Source organism: Phytoactinopolyspora endophytica (genome assembly GCF_004138495.1).
Classification (GTDB): Bacteria; Actinomycetota; Actinomycetes; order Jiangellales; family Jiangellaceae; genus Phytoactinopolyspora; species Phytoactinopolyspora endophytica.
Window position 1 is genome coordinate 186,269 of the sequence record NZ_ML142863.1, and the last position, 1,825, is coordinate 188,093.

2 protein-coding genes and 1 pseudogene are annotated in these 1,825 nt (G+C 63.9%); 2 read left to right on the forward strand and 1 reads right to left on the reverse strand.

The window, feature by feature from the left end:
• On the reverse strand, positions 1 to 775 hold a 775-nt coding region (locus ELR45_RS39005), incomplete at its 3' end, for a DUF5060 domain-containing protein (RefSeq protein WP_205857214.1).
• A gap of 6 nt (positions 776 to 781) precedes the next feature.
• Between ELR45_RS39005 and ELR45_RS25090 the strand changes: the two genes are divergently transcribed.
• Positions 782 to 1,240 carry an SRPBCC family protein gene (locus ELR45_RS25090; RefSeq protein WP_129668768.1) on the forward strand — a complete coding sequence of 153 codons (459 nt, stop codon included), beginning with the start codon at positions 782 to 784 and terminating at the stop codon, positions 1,238 to 1,240.
• 379 nt (positions 1,241 to 1,619) lie between these two features.
• Positions 1,620 to 1,825, forward strand: a pseudogene (locus ELR45_RS39010) (DNA-binding response regulator); the annotation flags it as partial.

Consider the following 1,825-nt stretch of genomic DNA (forward strand, 5'->3'; position numbering starts at 1 on the left):
CCGTGAGCTGATCGAGGCCGAATCGGCCGTTGTCGTAGGCGTTGAAGATCAACACCTCGGCCTGGATACGGTGTTCGTGCAGCAGCCGCACAGCGGCATCAAGCAGATGGAAGAACTCGGGGACAGGGCGAGAGACGTCATAGCGGCCGGCCGCTCCGCGTTCGAAGGGCAACAGCTCGGGAAAATGCTCGACGTAGCCGCCGGCCTGCGGAAAGACCATGAAGCGAAGCTTGTTGAAGCCGGCCTCGGACAGCGAAGTGACCGTCTGTGTCCACCGCGGCTCGGGCTGGTGCAGCCAGTTGTAGACCGTGGCTCCGACGGGCCGGAACGGCGTGCCGTCGGCGTGTGCGAAGTGGTAAGTCCCGGCAACCCGGACCGGTCCGTGCTCGCCGTGGGCCGCCGGCCCGACCGTGAACTCACCGGAGCACCCGGTCAGCTCGTCCACGGCGGAGTCACTGACATAGGTCCAGCGTCCTTCCAACTCTGGCGCGAAACGAGCGAGATGACGGTCACCGCCGTCCCAGAAGCCCGGCACGCGCACGGTGCGCCCGGTCTCGTGCCTGAACACCAACGTGAGGGGTACGACGTCCGGAAGCGGTTCAACAGGGCCACGGAACGAAAGCTCCATGACCGAGAAGCATGGATGCGTCATCAGGTCCTTCCAACTCGTCCAGGCCACGCCGTATCGGCGCATCAGGGTGATGGCCGGCCATGAGGTAGCCGGCGACGTGATGCTACCGAGGGCGTAGCCAGGATTCCCGAACGATGCTTCCATAGAGGCATGATCAGTCACGAGGACGTTCCACGGGTCGTGTCCGCCAGCCGCGAGATCGCCGCGGGCGCCGCGCGTATCTTCGAGCTCATCGCGAACCCGATGCAACAGCCCCGCTGGGACGGCAATGACAACCTGGCCAACGCACCCGACGGGCAACGGATCCGCACCATCGGTGACGTGTTCACCATGACCCTCACGAAAGGCAGCATCCGGGAGAATCATGTGGTCGAGTTCGACGAAGGCCGGGTCATCGCCTGGAAACCCTCTGAGCCCGATCAGCCGCCACCAGGCCACCTCTGGCGATGGACACTCGATCCGATCGACTCGTCGCGGACGCACGTCACTCACACCTACGACTGGACCGGCCTGACCGACGAGAACCGGCTCGCCCGCGCCAGGGCGACCACCGCCGACAAGCTTCAGGCGTCGCTCGACCGTCTGGCCGCACTCGCGGAGCGCGATTGACCGGGCACCTAGCTTTGGGTCGTTGACCTGCAGCGGTCCTTGTCACCGTCGCCCTGGCAATCGGCATAGCGGCCAGCGTCGACTTCCCCGAAGTCCTACCTCGACAGGATCGTCACCGATCGTTGGGTGCGGCTCGCGGTACTTTTGTGCTGCCGCGTTACAGCCGTCGATTTCTTCCGATACGGAATTGAGCTTAATCACGGATGAATGGGTATGCTTATCAGCCCATTCGAAGTCGTTCAATGCATGATATTGACGGGAGTGATCCTGTCGGATTACTTCGCGCTACGCCTATCACCGATATTTATCACCTTCTCCGGCTTCGGAAGGCGTCGGCAAGCTCGTGACCGATCAACGATCGATTGGTAAGTTGTTAGCCATGGCACAGGCGCCGCTGGCCAACGAAGCCGTGGCGCGAGGTCGCGAGGCTTTCGCCCGGCTGGCGTGGCGCGATGCTTACGAGTACCTGTCCGCCGCCGACCAGCACGACTCGCTCGACGCCGAGGACCTCGACCGGCTGGCGAAAGCGGCGTATCTGATCGGGCGCGTCGACGCGGCCAACGACGCCTGGGAGCGGACGCATCA

Excerpts from the sequence above, each read along its gene's own strand:
- ELR45_RS25090 (WP_129668768.1), top strand. The coding sequence starts at position 782 with ATGATCAGTCACGAGGACGTTCCACGGGTCGTGTCCGCCAGCCGCGAG.